General features: G+C 65.8%; 14 protein-coding genes and 1 riboswitch. Of the genes, 7 read left to right on the forward strand and 7 right to left on the reverse strand.

Annotation, left to right across the window (positions count from 1 at the left end; genetic code table 11):
- The first annotated feature begins 781 nt into the window (after positions 1–781).
- The 5 genes from ABLE92_RS06665 to ABLE92_RS06685 all read left to right on the forward strand — a co-directional run bounded on the left by ABLE92_RS06665 (position 782) and on the right by ABLE92_RS06685 (position 6,171).
- Positions 782–1,423 (forward strand): TetR/AcrR family transcriptional regulator, encoded by a 642-nt coding sequence (locus tag ABLE92_RS06665; RefSeq protein ID WP_348803971.1) that lies wholly within the window; start codon positions 782–784, stop codon positions 1,421–1,423.
- A 149-nt stretch (positions 1,424–1,572) separates the two neighbouring features.
- The gene (locus tag ABLE92_RS06670; RefSeq protein WP_348803972.1) at positions 1,573–2,739 is read left to right on the forward strand and encodes an Acg family FMN-binding oxidoreductase; all 1,167 of its coding nucleotides are present in this window, start codon (positions 1,573–1,575) and stop codon (positions 2,737–2,739) included.
- A 176-nt stretch (positions 2,740–2,915) separates the two neighbouring features.
- A riboswitch (cobalamin riboswitch) is annotated at positions 2,916–3,079 on the forward strand.
- 109 nt (positions 3,080–3,188) lie between these two features.
- Positions 3,189–4,262, forward strand: a complete 1,074-nt coding sequence (locus tag ABLE92_RS06675; RefSeq protein WP_348804251.1) for a FecCD family ABC transporter permease — start codon at positions 3,189–3,191, stop codon at positions 4,260–4,262.
- Complete coding sequence (locus tag ABLE92_RS06680) at positions 4,259–5,083, forward strand: ABC transporter ATP-binding protein (RefSeq protein ID WP_348803973.1); 825 nt, start codon at positions 4,259–4,261, stop codon at positions 5,081–5,083. Before ABLE92_RS06675 ends, ABLE92_RS06680 begins: the two co-directional genes overlap by 4 nt.
- A gap of 8 nt (positions 5,084–5,091) precedes the next feature.
- Entirely contained in the window at positions 5,092–6,171 is a 1,080-nt protein-coding gene (locus tag ABLE92_RS06685; RefSeq protein ID WP_348803974.1) for an ABC transporter substrate-binding protein, read from the forward strand.
- A gap of 381 nt (positions 6,172–6,552) precedes the next feature.
- Here the strand turns inward: ABLE92_RS06685 and ABLE92_RS06690 are convergent, their stop codons facing one another.
- From ABLE92_RS06690 to ABLE92_RS06705, 4 genes are all read right to left on the reverse strand, one after another.
- Positions 6,553–6,969 (reverse strand): VOC family protein, encoded by a 417-nt coding sequence (locus tag ABLE92_RS06690; RefSeq protein ID WP_348803975.1) that lies wholly within the window; start codon positions 6,967–6,969, stop codon positions 6,553–6,555.
- Between the two features lie 371 nt (positions 6,970–7,340).
- The gene (locus ABLE92_RS06695) at positions 7,341–8,906 is read right to left on the reverse strand and encodes an MFS transporter (protein WP_348803976.1); all 1,566 of its coding nucleotides are present in this window, start codon (positions 8,904–8,906) and stop codon (positions 7,341–7,343) included.
- Between the two features lie 394 nt (positions 8,907–9,300).
- On the reverse strand, positions 9,301–9,945 hold the full coding sequence (locus tag ABLE92_RS06700; RefSeq protein WP_449744020.1) for a phosphoribosyltransferase: 645 nt from the start codon (positions 9,943–9,945) through the stop codon (positions 9,301–9,303).
- Positions 9,946–10,045: 100 nt separating this feature from the next.
- Positions 10,046–10,708, reverse strand: a complete 663-nt coding sequence (locus ABLE92_RS06705; RefSeq protein ID WP_348803979.1) for a TetR/AcrR family transcriptional regulator — start codon at positions 10,706–10,708, stop codon at positions 10,046–10,048.
- A gap of 145 nt (positions 10,709–10,853) precedes the next feature.
- Between ABLE92_RS06705 and ABLE92_RS06710 the strand changes: the two genes are divergently transcribed.
- Positions 10,854–11,891, forward strand: coding sequence for an agmatine deiminase family protein (locus ABLE92_RS06710; protein ID WP_348803980.1), 1,038 nt, complete (start codon positions 10,854–10,856; stop codon positions 11,889–11,891).
- Entirely contained in the window at positions 11,888–13,918 is a 2,031-nt protein-coding gene (locus ABLE92_RS06715) for an amidase (RefSeq protein WP_348803981.1), read from the forward strand. Before ABLE92_RS06710 ends, ABLE92_RS06715 begins: the two co-directional genes overlap by 4 nt.
- A gap of 137 nt (positions 13,919–14,055) precedes the next feature.
- Here ABLE92_RS06715 and ABLE92_RS06720 read toward each other — a convergent pair whose 3' ends face one another.
- The 3 genes from ABLE92_RS06720 to ABLE92_RS06730 form a co-directional block, all read right to left on the reverse strand.
- On the reverse strand, positions 14,056–14,274 hold the full coding sequence (locus ABLE92_RS06720) for a hypothetical protein (RefSeq protein WP_348803982.1): 219 nt from the start codon (positions 14,272–14,274) through the stop codon (positions 14,056–14,058).
- Position 14,275: 1 nt separating this feature from the next.
- Positions 14,276–15,604, reverse strand: coding sequence for an ammonium transporter (locus ABLE92_RS06725; protein WP_348803983.1), 1,329 nt, complete (start codon positions 15,602–15,604; stop codon positions 14,276–14,278).
- A gap of 168 nt (positions 15,605–15,772) precedes the next feature.
- Entirely contained in the window at positions 15,773–16,294 is a 522-nt protein-coding gene (locus ABLE92_RS06730) for a flavodoxin domain-containing protein (protein ID WP_348803984.1), read from the reverse strand.
- Between the last annotated feature and the right edge of the window lie 7 nt (positions 16,295–16,301).

Raw genomic sequence — 16,301 nt, forward strand, 5'->3', positions numbered from 1 at the left:
CCCGACACGAAACCCAGTGAAACACGCCGACATCAGAGATCGGCGACTCTCACACGCCCACTGCCGGGCCGAACGCGCTCAACACCTTTCACGGCACGCCAGAAAGCTGATCGGTGGATCGAGGCTTAGGGAGCCGAAGTTGAGCACCGGACCGACCGTGATCTGCTTGGCGGGCACCGTGTACTGATTGGTTCCGGGTATCCCGCCGACGCGTAGACCCTCGCGCACACACCATCCGGTGATCGGGGGTCGACGCCGGGCTCGACCTCATGGGCACCGAGGGGGCCGCGCGGTCACGATGCGCGGTCACCCGCAACGCCGGATTGAGCCCCCGCTACTTCCACGAGAGCTTCGCCGACCGCACCGAACTGCTGATGGCGATCTTCGATCGGGCACTCGGCGGTACGCGAGTCCGTCATCAGCGCACTCACCGGCGCACTGTCGACACTGTTCGTCGACTGGAGCGACGGGCGGCTCGAGGACGTCACCCATCAACAACTGGTCGACTACGTGACGGCGCTCGTCCACGACATGGTGACCCGGCGACATGGTGACCCGGCGACATGGTGACCCGGCAAGTCGCGGCCCCTCCGTCGGCGACTCCGCAGCGACACCAGGAAGATCCCGACTGAGATCCGCCACGAGTGCGCTCTGCACATTCTGTGTGAGCGGACCTGCCACCGGGCTCAGCTCATGCCCCACCCCACGCGCCGAGGAAGTGGACCATAGATCACACCGAGATCTACTAGATCAATCTCTCTATTAGAGTGATAATTCAAATATGAGAGTTCGTCGGACACCACAACGGGTGGCAGCGCGTCGTGAGCAGATACTGGACACCGCACGACGGTTGTTCGACGCCGATGGCACCGCAGCGGTCAGCACCGCACGGATTGCCCGGGAGGCGGGCATCAGCCCAGGCAACCTCTACTACTGGTTCCCCGACAAGGCAGACATCGTCCGGGCACTCTACGAGCAGTGGAGCGTGCGATCCGAGCCTCCCATCGATCAGAACCGCACGGCGGACGAGATCCTGCAGACCCTCTGGTGGGCCGGGCGACGGCAGGCCACGGTCACCACCGAATTCGTCTTCTTCTCGCGCGAACTGTTCACGCTGCTCCACGCCGACCCCACGTTGCGGTCCATGTACCGCGCGAACTTCGAGCGACGACTGGCCCTGTTCGAAGCGATCGGGGAATCGGTGATCGGCGACGGGCTGATACGTCGGCCCGATCCACCATCCTCTGTTCGCGACGTCATCACACAGTTGTGGCTCGTCGCGGAGACTGCAGTTCCCTTCGCCGACGCCGTCGGCCGAGATCTCTTCGATCCGCACCGCGCGCACACTGCCATCATCGAACCCCTACTCACCGAGCGCGGTCGTCTCGCACTCGGACTGCCACCTCAAGGAGAATGGACATGAGCGACAACGAATCACACGCAGACGACACCGAATCGGTCGGTGCTGAATCTACCCCCGAGGATCCCCCGGATTCGCGTTCCGGCGAAGATGGCGAAGATGGCGAACCAGAGGCGTCAACACCGCCCACAACGCACCTGAACCGTCGATCAGTGCTGAAAGGCGTCGGGCTGGGGGCACTTGCCCTCGTCGTGGTGGGCAGCGGGGCGGTGGGTATCCGCGCGGCGACCAACGGTGTCTTCGACTCCGGCGAGGGCACACCGTATGACCTGTGGACGCAGTGGCAATCCGAGCGAGGGGTCGGCGGAATCGTCGCCGCCGGAGTCCTCGCCGCCAATCCCCACAACATCCAGCCGTGGACGTTTGTCGTCGGCACCGACAGCATCGACCTGTACGCCGATCCCACTCGCGCGATGCCGATCATGGATTCCGACGGCCGCGAACGTATGGTCGGATTCGGTTGCGCGATCGAGAACATGGCAATCGCGGCACGTGCCCGCGGACTCGTCGCCGAGGTCACCCCACTCCCCGACGCCAACGCCGGCCACATCGCCCATCTCGCACTGCAGCCGGGGGTCGTGCCCAGCACGCAGGACAGGGCGCTTGCCGAAGCAATCGGTCTGCGCCATTCGAATCGCGGCCCGTACGCCTCCCGATCGGTGTCGGAGACCGCGCTGTCCACACTGACCTCGGACTCCCCGGGACTCGGTGAACCGACGCCCGATGTCGTATGGATCACCGACACCGACCGCAGACGTGCCCTCGGCGAAATGTATGTCCGCGCGACGCAGTCGATCATCGACGACACTCCGATGTCCGAAGAGTCGTTCGCGTGGTTTCGCAACGACCGCAGCGACATCGACCGCCACCGTGACGGACTGACTCTTGACGGCCAGGGGATGGCTCCCGCCATGCTGGCTGCGGCCAAGGTCCTTCCCGCACAATCACGGAGCAGCGGGGATGCGTTCTGGCTCAAGAGCACTCGCGACGTACACACCGCCACCGCCACCGCTTACGGCATCCTTCGCGTTCCCGACGTTGCCAACCCACAATCACGCCTGGCCGGCGGCCGATTGATCCAACACATCCATCTCGCCGCGACCGCACAGGGAATCGCGATGCAGCACATGAACCAGATCACCGAACGCATCGCCCGTGACGCGGCCTTGCGACAGCCGGACGAATACGGCCCGCAATGGAGCCACGTGATCGGCATTCCCCAGGACGAAGGTCTGGTGTCGCTCCGGATCGGATACCCGGAGCGCGCGGCCGAGCCATCCCCGCGCCGCGCGCTCTCGGACGTGACACGCACAGCGTGACAGTGCAGATCGACGACGCCGAGCTCGACGGCGCGTGACAGTGCCTGCTCGGTGAACATCGTGCTGATGTCCACTCCGGTTCCACCCCACCCTGGCAACCTCACCCCGGCATCGGTCGCCACGTCAGCGTCGCCCTCAGCAACCCACCCGAACAATGAGACAAAACCGACTTGCTACGCTCTGTCAGCGAGAACGGTTCGCATCCCGAGAGCTGGATGCCAGGGAACCCGGTGCGACTCCGGGACTGGCGCGCAACGGTGTGGGTTTCACCTCACGGCATCACACGAGTGACCGCGAGGGTGTTCCCGAGTCCGATACCTGCCGTTCCACCGATGAGTCCATCGCGTACCTCGCGCACAGGTACCCCGACACACCGAGGTAGACGTGTACCTTCCCGGCATCTCACACCATCGCTGCCGGAACGATTTTCACTCGTGACGGCGCCGAGGATCAGGACCCGCTTCACCGCCCGCACTCCGGTTGGCCCAGCCGCCCGGCGCCTACCGCCGCTCGCGCTCACCGGAGTCCTCGCAGCACTGACCTGCCTCAGCCTCGTGACGTCGGTGGCATTCGGGGCCGAACACATCCCGATCTCCGAGGTGTGGCAGACCGTCATCGGCAGGTTCACCGGCAACGAGGTCGACGCCGCCTACTCGGTGATCGTGTGGGATCTGCGTCTGCCCCGCTCGATCCTGGCCGCGATCGTCGGGGCCGGACTCGCCCTGGCCGGCGCCGTGATGCAGGTGCTGGTGCGCAATCCGCTCGCGGAGCCGTACCTGCTGGGTGTCTCCGCCGGAGCCGCCGTCGGCGCAACCGCGGTACTGACGATGGGAGCCCTTGCCGGACTGGGGATCTGGGCGCTGACCGGCGGCGCACTCATCGGAGCGCTGGTCGCCACCGTGACCGTGTACTCCGTTGCGTTGGCCCAGGGCGGGCTGACTCCGATCCGGCTGATCCTGTCCGGAGTCGTGTTGTCGTCGGCGTTCATGTCGTTGTCGTCGCTGATGGTCTTCTCCGCCGGCGACCCGCAGGCCGCAGAGGGGGTGATGTTCTGGATGCTGGGCAGTGTCGCCGGGGCGACCTGGGCAAAGGTCCCGCTGGCCGGAGTGGTCGTGCTGACCACATTGCTCGGCATGCTCCTGATCCATTCCTGGCTTGATGCCTACGCGACGGGCAATGACACCGCTTCCTCTCTGGGCGTACCCGTCGCCGCGCTGCGCACCGGCTTGTTCGTGGTCCAGGGCGTGCTGGTCGGCGTACTCGTGGCCGTGTCGGGTGGAATCGGGTTCGTGGGCCTGATCATTCCCCACGCGGCCCGCATGCTGGTGGGGGCCACGCATCGCGCGATGCTGCCGGTCGCCGTGTGCGGCGGAGCGCTGTTCCTGGTGTGGGTGGACGTCATCTCCCGGGTGGCGGCCGCACCGCGGGAGATGCCGTTGGGCATCGTCACCGGACTCATCGGTGCCCCGGTATTCCTCTACCTCATGGGTCGTCGTCGGTACTCCTTCGGTAGTGGCGGATGAGCGTCCCGGCGGCCATCGCAGCCCCTGAGGTGTCGCTGACCGCGTGCGGTGTCGAATGCCGACGCGGCGGCCGAGTCATCGTCTCTGGCGTCCATGTGTCGGTTCCGGCGGCGACGCGCCTGGCCCTCATCGGTCCGAACGGCGCCGGCAAGACCACCCTGCTGCGGGTACTCGCCGGACTCGAGGCACCGGCGGCCGGGACCGTCCGTCTCGGTGCCGACGACCTGCACGCGATGCGTCCACGGCAGCGAGCGCGGATGGTCGCCGTCGTCGGCCAGGAGGAGCAGCCCTCGGCCGAACTCACACTGACCGAAGCCGTGGGACTGGGACGGACGCCGCACCGCAGCCCGTGGGCCCCCGCCGGAGACGCCGAGCGTGAGATCATCACTCGCGCACTGCAAACGGTTGGGCTCGCAGGCGCTGAACAACGATCGTGCACACAGCTATCCGGCGGTGAACGCCATCGTGTGGTGCTCGCACGCGCGCTCGCGCAGGACACACCGATTCTTGTCCTCGATGAGCCGACCAATCACCTCGACGCCGCGTGGCGACTTCGTCTGATGCGGATTCTCGACGAACTCGACGCCACCATCGTCGCCGCGATGCATGACCTCGACCTGGTGCTGCGGCATTTCGATCAGGTCGCGGTCATCGCCGACGGCGGCATCGTCGCCGCCGGTACGCCGATCGAGGTCCTCGACTCCGAACTCCTGCGCACCGTGTTCTCGGTACGCGGCGACGTTGTGCACCACCCCCGAACCGGACAACCTCACCTGCTGCTCACCGATGCAGTAACCGCCGACGACACCGATCAAGGATGACAACTCAGATGATCACCACCCACCGCCGTGTTCCCGCAGTAGGACTCGCCGTCACCGCACTGATATTGGGGCTCACCGCGTGTGGCTCCGACAACGAGACCAGCGCATCTGCCGACACGGTCACCGTCACCAACTGCGGTGAGGATGTCACCTACGACCAGCCGCTCGATCGTCTCTTCGTCAATGACGGTGGCATGATCGCCATCTCCCTGGCCGCGGGCGCTGCGGACCAGATCGTGGCAGTGAGTTCGATGGCACGCGACGCCGACGTGCTGCGACTCGAGTACGGCGCTCAGGTCGACGAACTCAAGCAGGTGGCGCCCGAGCAACCGACATTGGAGAACATCGTCGGAGCGAGGCCGCAGGTGCTCTACGCCGGATACAACTACGGCATGAGTGAATCCCGTGGCATCACGCCCGAGATCCTCGCCCAGCACGGCATCGATGTCTATCAACTGTCCGAGGCATGCCGTCAGGTCAACGGCGAGAGTGCACGCGGCACAATGGATCCCTGGGTCGCACTCGATACCGACCTCCGCAACATCGGGACCATCACCGCCAACGCCGATGTCGGCGCACAGGCTGCCGACGATGTCCAGACCCGCCTTCAGGCGCTTCGCGCGGCCCCGCAGCCCACTGACAAGCCCACCGTCTTCCTGTTCGACAGCGGCACCGACACGGTCTTCTCGTCCGGGTCCTTCGGTGGCCCTCAGGGAATCATCGACGCCGCCGGTGCGCGCAACGCCACCGAGGATGTGCAGGACACCTGGACCACCGTCAGCTGGGAGCGTGTGGCGACCGCCGACCCCGATGTGATCGCGTTCGTCGATTATCCCGGACAGTCCGTCGAGGAGAAGATCGCGGCGCTGCGCAGCAACCCGGCAAGCCGAAACCTCCGCGCCGTCAAGGAAAACCGCTTCATCAATCTCCCCTACGCCATGTGGGTGTCGAGTCCCCTGAACATCGATTCCGCGGAAATCCTGCGTAAGGTCTTCGAGGCCCACGACCTCGCTCCGCAGTCCCGGATCACGCCGACACTGGACGTCAGGCGACTCGGACTCGGCGGCAACGACTGGCTGACCTACTGAGTCATTCGTTCTCCGACTACGTCGCCACCGGGACCTTTCGGTACGCGGGCTTCGGCAACCGAATCCGATGTGATCGTTGCCGGCTCGGCCTACCGATCACTCGGGGCCACCTCGGCGAATACCCCTGCGGGTGGTGTTGGGGCACCGGGTGTCGTAACGGGATCGCCAAGCCGAGAGGACGCCATCATGACCACCACCGACCCCGACGCCCCCGGTACCGTCACCCGCCCTCCCATCCAGCCGGCTTCACTCCGGTCTGTACCTCGGAGTTCGTCACCTTCGCCGCGATGTGAGGACGAATTCCGTTCCTACAAATCCAGCGTGCGCCCTGGCGATCGTGAATCACCCGCCGGACCATCGATCACCCAGTGCGGCAACAGTTCAGTCGAGGACGCGGTCGTCTTGAAGGAACTCCACGAGTATCCCGTCTGGGTCGGTGATGAAGAAGTACCGCACGCCGGTGCGCCCCTCGGTGATGGTGGTCGAGGCCGGACACAGACCGCGCTCGGTGAAGTCGCGTAGGCATTCGTCGACGGAATCCACTTGCAGACCAAAGTGCTTCACTCCGATCTCGGGGAGATCGGTGATCAGTTCGCGGGCCGCTTGCGGCAGCGGTTGCGATGCGGCGAAGGTGAACAACTCGAGAATCACCCCGTCGAGGCGCAGGTGGGAGACCGACATGGATGCGTCGGGAGCGTCGTACCGCAGCACCTCCCGGAAGCCGAACTGTGCGTAGAACCGAGTCGACCTCTCGATCGACGCCACACTGATCGCCACATGGTGGACGGAGAATCGCATTCGACAACTATCCCGGCCGACACCGCCGGCGCACAAACCCCCTCCCGAGCCGGCTAAGGCGATCTGTCAGCTCGCTCACCGTCACCGTCGGCCCGGGCTGCTCTTTGTCATGCTGTCGATCCAGCTGGGGTGCCGGCTTCGCGATGGTGCGCCGGATCTTTCGCGAGAAGACACGCCGTCTCGGAGCCGTTGCTGAATGTCAGTGATGACCGGTTCGGGGCAGAGCCCAACCGCAAGTCACCTGGGCGGGCCGGACATTCGACGCCGACCCGGGTCGATCACGCCGCGTCGCAGAAGCGCAGTCGCACCGCCCCGGGGCGCCTCGTCACCTCTCGTCGTCCGGGACCCCGGCTGACGCCACTCACGGTGCACTACATACCCGCGGCGCCGTCGAGGGCGACCTCGGTCGCAGGCCCGTGCGCTTCTCCGATCGGCCACCGCACGTTGATGAGCACACCCGCGACCACCGCGACGGAGGCCAGGATCGCCGCGGCCACGTAGAAGCCCGTACTCTGCCCGTGGACCATTGCCTGTGCTTGCACGGTCGCCATGTCTGCGGGACCGTGAATCGACGACAGGTGGCCGGTCACGTACGAGGCGGCGGCGGTGGCGGCGATGGTGTTCAACAGTGCGGTACCGATGGCACCGCCGACCTGCTGCGAGGTGTTGACCATCGCCGAAGCCACGCCCGCGTCACGCGGTTCGACGCCGTAGGTGGCGAGGTTGATCGACGTCATGAAGACCGTGCCCATCCCCATGCCGAGGACCAACAACGCCGGGAACACCACGGTCCAGTAGCGCGTCGACTCGGCCGAGATCTGACTGAGCAGCAGCATGCCGCAGGAGGCGAGGAGTGCACCGGGGACGATGAGGAATCGCGGGGGTACCCGGGTGATCAGCCGGGCCGCGATCTGGGTGGAGCCCAGCAGCATCCCGAATACCATCGGGAGGAAGGCCACGCCCGCGCTCAGTGGTGAATAGTGGTGCACCACTTGCATATAGAGCGTGAGAAACAGGAATGAGCCGAACATCGCGATCGTCGCCAGTCCAACGCTGAGGTAGGCGCCACCGCGGGCGCGGTCGGCGACAACCCGCAACGGCAGGAGCGGATGCGGACTGCGTGCCTGCCAGGCCACAAAGGCCACCAGCAGGACGACGGCCGCGACCAGGCAGATGATCGTGCCGGTGTCGCCCCAGCCCTCTTCGGCGGCTCGGCTGAATCCGTACACCACCAGTGCGAGACCGGTTCCGCCGAGAATCACACCGAGAATGTCGAGTCCCGGGGCGTGGTCGTGGGCACGGGCCGGTTCCTTGATTTCCACGATGGCACCGAACAGCGCGATCGCGGCGAACACCACGTTGATGTACATGGTCCAGCGCCAATCGAAGACCTGGGTCAGCAGCCCACCAAGCAACAGCCCGATGGCGGCGCCGCCGCCGGCGATGGCGCCGAAAATGCCGAACGCTCGCGCCCGCTCCTTCGGCGACGTGAACATCACCGTCAGCAACGACAGTGCAGCGGGGGCCAGCAGCGCGCCGAACGCGCCCTGCAACGCCCGCGCACCGAACAGCATGGCCTCGTTCACCGCGGCCCCTCCGAGTGCGGAGGCGGCGGCGAATCCGACCAGGCCGACCATCAGCGCCCGGCGGCGCCCCCACAGATCGGCGATGCGACCACCGAAGAGCAACAAACCTCCGAATGCCAGGGCGTAGGCGGTGATCACCCACTGTTGATTGGCCGTGCTGATACCGAGATCGACCTTGGCATCGGGCAACGCGATCTGGACGACGGTGCCGTCGAGCACGACCATCAACTGCGCGATGCAGATGAAGACCAACGCTTTCCAGCGCCGGGGGTCGGGTTCGGCCGGGGGCACGGAGTTCTGGTATGGCGAGTTCTCAGGTGCTGGGTTCTGCGGCGATGTGGGAGAGGACATTCACGACTCGCTTGCGTCGAGGTGGCTCGGTGCCACGTCGGATTCCGTCGATTGCGGCCATCCGCCGCGGCTACCGGAGGTGTGGACTCCACTTAGCCTACCCGGCCACGCCCGTCTGCCACAGTGCCCCGGAGATCCGCGGTTCTCTCACTCCTCGTCGAGCCATCGGCGCCGTTCCTTCTTGTTCGCAAAAGCGACTCTCTACCTTCATTTTTTACGATTCGATGACCATTCCCGACAATCGTCGATTGTGGCCGTCTGCGCACGTACGGTAGCCCCGTCACATCCGACCGATACCCGCGCGAAGACGAGGACAACCGTCATGTCCGAATCTGATCTGATCACTTTCGACACGAGCCGCGCGCGGTCGTCACCGGGATCCTCGGGCGGTCGCTCAGGCCTGCGCGGCCTGAGCCAAGGACGTCCGCACCTGTTGGTCGGAGAGCTGCTCGAAATGATCGTAGGCACCCCCGACGCCGTGGAAGTCCCGCGGCAGCAGCGGGCAGATGACCTCGGCCACCTCGGTGAGGCGGGCCACCGCGTCGGGCGGGGCCACGGGCACTGCGATCACCACATCCGCTGCGCCGGATCTTCGGAGCGCACCGACGGCCGCCCGCGCCGTCGCTCCGGTGGCGATGCCGTCGTCGACCACCACCACGGTCCTCCCGCGGACGTCGACGGCGGGTCGGCTGCCGCGGTAGGCGGTGGCACGCCGTTGCAGTTCGGCGCGTTCGGTATCGATGACGCGCTGCAGATCCTCCGACGACGTGCCGGTGGCCCGGATGATGTCGTCGTTGGTGACCACCACCCCATCACTGCTGATCGCACCCGCGGCCAGTTCCGGCTGACCGGGCACCCCGAGCTTCCGCACGATGTACACATCCAGCGGAGCATGAAGATACTTCGCCACCGGCACGGCCACCGGAACCCCGCCGCGCGGTAGCGCCAGGACCACGACCGATCGATCACGAAGTGAGCCACAGTGATCGGCGAGCGCACGCCCGGCCTGCTCCCGATCCCGATATCGCCGTCGGGTCATCATCGACCTCCTCAGGTGCGTGACGCCCCACGTACCACCGTTGCGCGAACCAAGGCCGCCACGACGATTATCCACCCGGCGGGTGCAGATCCGTGCCGTGTCACACGATGTCGGTGGGGTGCGTCGGTTCGTCGCCGCCCAGAGCGCCGCGCCCCAGTCCGAGTTCGTGCTCCATGGCACGACGAACCAGCCTGCCCCGGTCGGGTGCACCGGCGTAGTGCACGAGGGCGTGCGCATTGACGCCGTCGATCATTCCCAGGAACTGCCAGGCGACATCGCCGGGTTCGTCGGTGGTGAATTCACCGGCGGCGGTTCCTTCCTCAATGATGCCCACCACCAGCGCCTGCCAGGAGTCCATCACCGCACGCACCGCCGCCGCCAAAGCCTCGTTGATCCGCCCGAGACTGAAGGCGTCGGCCCAGACCGCGGTGACCTCGTCGCGCGAGGGTTCCAGCAACGTTGCGATGAGCAGCCGCAGTTTCTCGGTGGCGGTCGCGCCCTCCCCGATGATCTCCACGATCTCGCCGACCTCGGCGGTGGTGATCGCCGTGAAGGTGGACGCCACGAGTTCGTCCATGTTCGGCTCGTAATGCGCGACCAGAGCCGGTGCAACACCGACGCGCGCGGCAACCGAACGCAACGTCAGCGCGGACAGGCCCGATGTCCGGGCCAGATCTCCTGCGGAAGAACGTATCTCGGCCGCTCGCTCGGCCGGCGACTTGCGCGCGGCCCGGGGACGCACACCACGTGATACCTGAACCATGCAGCGATCATCGACGCTGTTGGTCGCCGAGTCAACAGCTATTGACCTCCTGGCCAATAATTTCGTCGGACCCCTTGACGCCCACCTCCCGGCGACCTACCCTCGTAGTTATTGACCACTCGATCAATACTGAGAGGCTTCACCGATGTCGTGGACCATGCCCGCCGAGACTGCTCGGCACGAGCGCGTGTGGATGGCGTTCCCGAGAACCAACACCACCCTGACCGAGAGCGCATCAGAGGCCGAGACCGCCTATGCGGCTTGGAGTCTCGTTGCCAACACCGTTGCCGATTTCGAGCCGGTGAGCATGGTCGTCGACCCGACCGAGATGACCCGCGCCCGCGCGATGCTCAGCAACACCGTCGAGATCATCGAAGCACCTCTCGACGATGCCTGGATGCGCGACATCGGCCCGACGTTCGTCACCGACGACGTCACCGGCCGGCTCGCCGCCGTGGACTGGACCTTCAACGGCTGGGGCGCGCAGGACTGGGCCCAGTGGGACAACGATCGTCGGATCGGTCGGCTCGTCGCCGCGGCGGCAGACGTACCGGTGATCAGCTCGATGCTCGTCCAGGAGGGCGGCGCCATTCACGTCGACGGTGAGGGCACCGTACTCGTCACCGAGACCGTCCAGCTCGATCCGCACCGAAACCCTTATGCCACAAAAGAAACGATCGAGGCCGAACTCGAGCGCACCATCGGGGCGCGAAAGGTCATCTGGCTGCCGCGGGGACTGACTCGCGACTACGAGCGGTTCGGTACCCGCGGACACATCGACATGGTCGCCACCATCGCCTCCCCCGGCACGCTGCTCCTGCACCAGCAGAACAACCCCGAGCACCCCGACCATCAGGTGATGCTCGATCTGCGTGAGTTCCTGGCGGGCACGACCGACGCCGCCGGACGCCCGTGGACCATCGTCGATCTGCCCGCACCGGAGGTCATTCGGGACGCGGACGGCTTCGTCGACTACAGCTACATCAACCACCTCGTGGTCAACGACGGCGTGATCGCATGCGGCTACGGCGAACCGGCGGCCGACGCGCATGCCGTCGAGATCCTCGCCTCGGCGTATCCCGGTCGCCGCGTCGTCACCATCGACGCCCGCGAGATCCTCGCCAGGGGCGGTGGCATCCACTGCATCACCCAGCAGCAACCGGCCGTCGGGACCACCCGATGAGCACGGCCATCCCGACCGCCGGCGACATCTCGACACCACCGCTGGTCGAGGCGACGGTCGCCGAACTGGGCGCGGCCCTGGCCGACGGTACCGTGACCAGCGTCGAACTCGTCGCCGGATACCTCAATCGAATCGCACGGTATGACCGGCACGGACCGACCCTGAACGCCGTACCCGTCCTCAACCCCGAGATGTTCGCCGAGGCACGCGCGAGCGATGAGCGCCGGGCGCGCGGCGAGTCCCGCGGCCCCCTCGACGGGATTCCCTACACCGCCAAGGACAGCTACCGGGTGACCGGGCTACCCGTCGCGTCCGGCTCACCCGCATTCGAGCATCTTCTCGCCGGATCGGATGCCTTTGCCGTCGAACAGCTCCGCCGTGCCGGCGCGATCTGTATGGGGTTGACCAACATGCCCCCGATGGCCAATGGCGGCATGCAGCGGGGGGTCTACGGTCGTGCCGAAAGCCCTTACAACCCAGGCTTTCTCGCGGCCGCGTATCTGTCCGGTTCGTCCAACGGGTCCGGGGTGTCGACGGCGGCGAGCATGGCGGCATTCGGGTTGGGTGAGGAAACCTGGTCGAGTGGGCGCTCACCGGCGTCGAACAATGCGCTCGTCGCCTATACCCCGTCACGTGGCGTGATCTCGGTGCGCGGCAACTGGCCACTGACACCCACCATGGACGTCGTGGTCCCCCAGACCCGCACCATGGACGACCTTCTGGCGCTCCTCGATGTCCTGGTGGTCGACGATCCGCAGACCCGCGGCGACTTCTGGCGCACCCAACCATGGGTGACGTTGCCGGCCGCATCCGAGGTGCGGCCACCCTCCTATCTCGACCTCCGCGATCCAGAGTCCCTGCGGGGCAGGCAGTTCGGTGTTCCACGCATCCTGCTGGGCGATGACGATGAGGCCGGTTGGCCGATCACGCCGCGGCCATCGGTCATCGCGCTATGGGAGCGGGCGCGGGCCGATCTGGAGGCGGCCGGCGCAACGGTGATCGAGGTCGACTTCCCGGCTCTGACCAACTACGAACTCGACCGGCCGAGTGCCCGCGACGGATACGCCCGCGGCATTCTGCCGGACGGTTTCTTCGACGCGGAGATGTGGGATCTGACCACCTGGTCGTGGAACGACTTTCTGCAGGCCACCGGCGACGACTCCCTCGATCGGCTGGCCGAGGTGGACGGGGACCTGATCTTCCCTCTCCCCGACGGCGCCATCCCCGACGAACTCGGCGGCTATTACGCCCGCTACAACCTGGACATCGGCGAGTACCCGGCCCGCGCGGCCCGTGGCATCACCCCACTCGAGGAGATCCCCGGCCTCGCCGACGGCGTGCGCGGTCTCGAGGAGTTGCGCCGCATCGACCTCGAGGAGTGGCTCGATGACCTCGGTCTCGACGCGCTGGTGTTTCCGTCGGCGCTCGATGTGGGCGCGGCCGACGCGGACACCAACCCGGACTCGCACGCGCGGGCGATGGCCAACGGTGTGTGGGTGTCCACCGGCAACACCATGATTCGGCACTACGGCATCCCGACGGTGAACGTCACGATGGGGACGATGGCCGACATCGGCATGCCGGTCAACCTGACCTTCGCGGGTCGGGCCTACAGCGACAACACCCTGCTGGCGTACGGCTGGGCCTATGAACAGGTGTCGCGCCGACGCGTAGCACCGTCGTCGACGCCGGAACTGCCGGGACTTCGTCGGCCCGCCCCTTCCACCGGCGGCCCGACGCCGACCCTGTCGGTGCACGCGGACGCACGTATCGCGGGCGACGTCACCACGATCGAGGTGTCCGGGACCACCGACGCCGCATTGCTCCAGGTATTCGTCGACGGTGAGGCCGTGTCACCGTACCGCGGCGGGCGCGACTTCACGGCGACCGCCGAGATACCGACAACCGAACTCGAACGTCGCCACTCCCAGTGGCGCGACCCCTACGGAGCCATCGTGATGGCGGTCGCGACCACTGCCGGCGGCACCGCCACCGCCGAGTATCTCGTCGTCGGCGGTATCGCCTGAGCGCTGCCAACGTAATTCCGGGCGCTGTCAACGACATTGAGGGCGCTGTCAACCCGATCGGAGTTGACAGCGCCCTCGGCTACGTTGACAGCGCCCTCGCTTGCGTTCACAGCGCCCTCGCTTGCGTTGACAGCGCTTTAGTACACCGGCGGTTCTCCCTCGGCGGCCGGGCCTTTCTCAATCGGCGTGTGCTCGATCATCGACTTGTAGGCGTGGTTCTCGTGCCGGATCATCTTGACGAAGAAGGCGACGAACAGCACCACCGCGAGGATGAACACCACCCAGACGCCCACCGAGTTGCCACCGAAGGTGTACACCACATCGGCGTCGTCGTAGGAATCAATCGGATTGAACATGTCAGTTCGCCTCCTCGATCACCAGTACCGTTGTCTCCGTGCGCATCGCGGTCACCGGTATGCCTTCCGGATAGGGCGTTGCCGGGACCTCTGCCAAGTCCAGTCCGTGCTCCTCGACCTCCGGCGGGATGCGCAGCAGACCGACCTTCTTGAGTCCGAGAGACACCAGATATGCCGGAATGAATCCCATCGCCACGAACACGAGACCGCCGACCAGCTGCCCCCACAGCGAAATACTCGGATTCCCATCCGTGTTCGGGTAGCCGGCCAGGAAGACGCCGGCCATGACCACCGAGTAGAGACCGATACCACCGTGCACGGCGACAGCACCGACGACGTCGTCGATCTTGAAGCGCTCCAGCAACTTTCCGATGTAGGGCACCAGCGCTCCGGCAGCGAGCGCGAGGATGAAGGCCAGTGCCGGGTGATAGAGGTCCATTCCCGAGGCCACTCCGATCACGCCGGCCAGTCCACCGGAGATGGTCCAGAACGGTTCACCGCGGGAGGCGATATAGGCGCCGATGATTCCGCCCGCCAATCCCATCAGCGTGTTGAAAGCGAAGGCGGACAACGTGGTCGGGCTGCCGTAGATCGTCGCGTAGCCACCGGGACCGTAGATCACGCAGCCCATCAGGAAGCCGAAGAAGCCGGCGAAGATCAGCATCAACCCGACCATGGTGAGCGGTAGGTTGTGGGGCCGGATGGTGACGGCGGTGCCGTCCTCCCGGAAACGGCCCACGCGTGGCCCGAGGTTGATGAGGATACCCAGCGCGGCGAAACCGGCGATGGTGTGCACGCATCCCGCGGCACCCACGTCGTGGAAACCCATCTTGGTGAGCATCCATCCCGCACCGTGCCAACCCCAGGCAGCACCGATGATCCACACGACCGAACCGACCATGACGGTCAGGATCAGGAAACCGCTGGTGCGGATGCGTTCGAGGACGGCACCGGACATGATCGATCCGGTGGTGGCGGCGAACAGTGCGAACGCTCCCCAGAAGATGCCGCTCGACGAGTCCTGCACGTTGGGGCCCATGTTGTCGCTCCACGGCAACGCGGCCTTGGCGGCATCGTTGAACTCGATGAAGCCGCTGGGCATGGCGTTGTAGAGGAACCAACCGACGAAGAAGAACGATGCGACGATCGTCGCGAAGGCCAGCAGGTTCTTCATGGCGGTGGCCAGTACGTTCTTCGAGCGCGACGCGCCGACCTCATAGGCGAGAAATCCTGCGTGGATGAACATCATCAACGCGATCGAGACCCAGTAGAAAAATTCATTGTTGACCGACGTCATCGTCGTCAAAGCATCATCGACTTCCGGTGGCAAGGCAGACCTCCGCTGAACGATAAGGTTTCACATCAGTGTTCAAGGCGTACCGACGGTGTACGCAGATCTGACCTTAGGGCAGTGTTCGTCTCGCGATGATTCCCGAACAGTAAAAACGACGTAAACCGGACGAACCTCTGATCCGACGAGTCGCCCAGGGAGTTCGGGTCACCGCCGAGTCGGCGACACCGGATGTGCCGCGATCGTGGCGGCCCACTTCTCGACGTCATCCCAGTCGCGGTGATCCCCCGGACGAGCACCCATGGCCCACATCACCATTCGGAACCGACGTTCGGGTGGGCGGCCGAAACTTCCCGCGAACGGGTGGTACTCGACCGCGTCGATCCGGTCCCGCAGAGCTGCGATCGCCGGTGGCACCTTGGTACGGAAGATCGCGCCGATCGGTCCGCGCAACGTCGGTCCCATCCCCAGCGAGAAGAGCCACACCGGTCGTTGACGCAGGTCCTGCTCGTTCTCATCGACGAAGGCGGCGAACTCCGGTAAGAAGTCACCATTGTGAATGGCGCTACCCGCGACCACGACATCGAACGACGACGTGTCGGGGCGATCGGCGACCGATGCGACGCTCACCGACATGGCCGACTCGCTCAGGTGCTCACCGAGACGTTCGGCCACTTCGGCGGTCGACCCGTCCGCGCTGGCGTACGCGACGAGTACCGATGACGTCATCACCCTA

This window comes from Gordonia oleivorans (assembly GCF_040044975.1).
In the GTDB taxonomy this organism is placed as follows: Bacteria; Actinomycetota; Actinomycetes; order Mycobacteriales; family Mycobacteriaceae; genus Gordonia; species Gordonia oleivorans.

Bases quoted from the DNA above. Each gene is read 5' to 3' on its own strand.
- ABLE92_RS06665 (WP_348803971.1), top strand. From the start codon at position 782: ATGAGAGTTCGTCGGACACCACAACGGGTGGCAGCGCGTCGTGAGCAG.
- ABLE92_RS06680 (WP_348803973.1), top strand. From the start codon at position 4,259: ATGAGCGTCCCGGCGGCCATCGCAGCCCCTGAGGTGTCGCTGACCGCG.
- ABLE92_RS06685 (WP_348803974.1), top strand. From the start codon at position 5,092: ATGATCACCACCCACCGCCGTGTTCCCGCAGTAGGACTCGCCGTCACC.
- ABLE92_RS06690 (WP_348803975.1), bottom strand. From the start codon at position 6,969: ATGCGATTCTCCGTCCACCATGTGGCGATCAGTGTGGCGTCGATCGAG.
- ABLE92_RS06695 (WP_348803976.1), bottom strand. From the start codon at position 8,906: ATGTCCTCTCCCACATCGCCGCAGAACCCAGCACCTGAGAACTCGCCA.
- ABLE92_RS06700 (WP_449744020.1), bottom strand. From the start codon at position 9,945: ATGACCCGACGGCGATATCGGGATCGGGAGCAGGCCGGGCGTGCGCTC.
- ABLE92_RS06705 (WP_348803979.1), bottom strand. From the start codon at position 10,708: ATGGTTCAGGTATCACGTGGTGTGCGTCCCCGGGCCGCGCGCAAGTCG.
- ABLE92_RS06710 (WP_348803980.1), top strand. From the start codon at position 10,854: ATGTCGTGGACCATGCCCGCCGAGACTGCTCGGCACGAGCGCGTGTGG.
- ABLE92_RS06715 (WP_348803981.1), top strand. From the start codon at position 11,888: ATGAGCACGGCCATCCCGACCGCCGGCGACATCTCGACACCACCGCTG.
- ABLE92_RS06720 (WP_348803982.1), bottom strand. From the start codon at position 14,274: ATGTTCAATCCGATTGATTCCTACGACGACGCCGATGTGGTGTACACC.
- ABLE92_RS06730 (WP_348803984.1), bottom strand. From the start codon at position 16,294: ATGACGTCATCGGTACTCGTCGCGTACGCCAGCGCGGACGGGTCGACC.